This is a genomic window from Schlesneria paludicola DSM 18645, assembly GCF_000255655.1.
Taxonomy (GTDB): Bacteria; Planctomycetota; Planctomycetia; order Planctomycetales; family Planctomycetaceae; genus Schlesneria; species Schlesneria paludicola.
Map to the genome: position 1 here is coordinate 1052262 of NZ_JH636434.1, position 1930 is coordinate 1054191.

1 protein-coding gene and 2 pseudogenes are annotated in these 1930 nt (G+C 53.6%); 2 read left to right on the top strand and 1 reads right to left on the bottom strand.

Annotated elements, in window-relative coordinates; genetic code table 11:
- Nucleotides 1-658 (top strand): annotated as a pseudogene (locus tag OSO_RS42210) (hypothetical protein); the annotation flags it as partial.
- Nucleotides 659-948: 290 nt separating this feature from the next.
- Here the strand turns inward: OSO_RS42210 and OSO_RS52490 are convergent.
- Nucleotides 949-1320, bottom strand: coding sequence for an ISAs1 family transposase (locus OSO_RS52490; protein WP_010582413.1), 372 nt, complete (start codon nucleotides 1318-1320; stop codon nucleotides 949-951).
- 27 nt (nucleotides 1321-1347) lie between these two features.
- On the opposite strand from OSO_RS52490, the pseudogene OSO_RS51310 reads away from it, so the two are divergent.
- A pseudogene (locus OSO_RS51310) lies at nucleotides 1348-1930 on the top strand (hypothetical protein); the annotation flags it as partial.

Below are 1930 nucleotides of genomic sequence, written 5' to 3' on the forward strand. Positions count from 1 at the left end.
GGCAGGCTTCATACCGGTCTTCGGTGCCATCCCCGACATCATCAATAGCGGCATCCATTTGGGCCGCGGCAGCTACCTTGAGGCGGGACTCAGTGCCGGGGCGGCCGTCCCCTTCGCCGGCGATGCCGCACAAGCGGTGGCGATGGTCCGCAAAGTGGTCTCGAAAGGTGCTGACTTTGCCGCGTCTGCCGGCAAATCGATCATGAAACTAGGAGGGAAATTTGATAATGTCGATGAGATCGCAGAATTCACACGATTGCGTAAATGGCAATATGGCGAAGTACCACCTGGTTGGTTGGGCAAGACAGACGCCTTTGGGAATATAACAATCAGGCCCGGCTTGACCGGACGCAAACTCGAAGAAACGGTTCGACACGAGAGTGTTCATAGCTTCTTTAGCCCGAGCCCTGGGCTCCTCGGCAACATCCGCGCATACATTGGGCTCTGGGCATACAAGAACGTACATCTTGCCCAATACCTAGAAGAAGCGATAGCAGAAACATACGGCACTGGCAGCTTACTAATTGGATTGAGTTTTCCTATTCGCACGGGATATGTATCTGCTGGACGAGTAATATTAGAAGGCGCAGCGTACACAGCCATCGTAGGTGCAAGCGCTTATGTTGGACAGAAGATTGGAGAGGCTTTATTCATATGATACTTTCGTTTGTTCGACGCGTATTGTTTATTCCAGGTCCACGGATAGACGCAAAGCGAGCTTTGCTGATTGCTCGCGAAGAATGCTTAAAACGCGGAATTTCGATGGGAAACTACGAGGTTGTTGAAGGGTTAAAGACATGGAAAGTGTGGGTTGACGACTGGAGAGGGAGTCCGTATTTACTTATCGACCAGCAAACAGGAGAAATAGTTAAATTTGCGAGCCTTCCACGATAGCGGTGACAATAGGTGCATAGCCTATTGTCAGGCTTCGCCTGGGACAATCGAGCGTTAAGTCTCAGGAAAACGAGCGAGAAGCCTTTCAAACGCGGCTTCATCCCAGCCGCAGATCTTTCGTTTGCCTCGGAGACTTCGTTTGATCGAGGTGTCCTGTTGCAGACTTGTGAGCGCCAGCGGGCGGAAAACGGAAAGAATTTCGGATCCCGTTCCTTTCCGAACTCGGCTCGAATCCTCTGTAAATGTTACATCAAAGATATGATGCTGGCAGTTTTCGATGCTCCAGTGAGATCGAAGAAGATCCCGATGGTTGCGGACTTTCGCAGACAAGCTGCTGATGAAACAGCCCTCCCGTTCGATCTGCTTGCCGTCGACGTCGCGTGTCCAATAGATCGCACCGAGGGTTTGGATACACGGCCAACGCAAGAAGATTTTTGAATTCTTCGGTGGATCGTGGACCAGATCTCGTACGGCGTGAGCGAGGTCGGTGGATTCGTCATCCGCAACTTCGAGGCGGTCTTAGACGGAATCCAGTTGACCCTGGATGTCGCGGGCTTCATACCCGTCCTCGGCGCCATTCCCGACATCATCAATAGCGGCATCCATTTGGGCCGCGGAAACTACCTCGACGCAGGACTCAGTGCCGGGGCGGCGGTCCCCTTCGCCGGCGATGCCGTACAAGCCGTGGCAATGGTCCGCAAGGTGGCCGCGAAAGGGGCAGACTTTGCCGCCTCGGCCGGCAAATCGATCATGAAATTGTTCGGGAAGTCAGATGAAGCAGGAACCGCTGCATCGAAGATTATGAAGTGCATCGAAGAAGGCAAATGCTTCGTTGCAGGAACATTGGTCAGTGTGGCTTCGGCACCTCCTTCGTCGCGCGAGGGGCGACAGAATTTTGCTCGTCACGGCACCTTCGAAGCGACGACCGGCAATCCCCACGATCTTCAGGCGACGGTCGGTCTCACTGAAGCTCCTACAACACACCTGATTCCGATCGAGACGGTCTCTCTGGGGGCTCGGATTCCAACGAAGAATC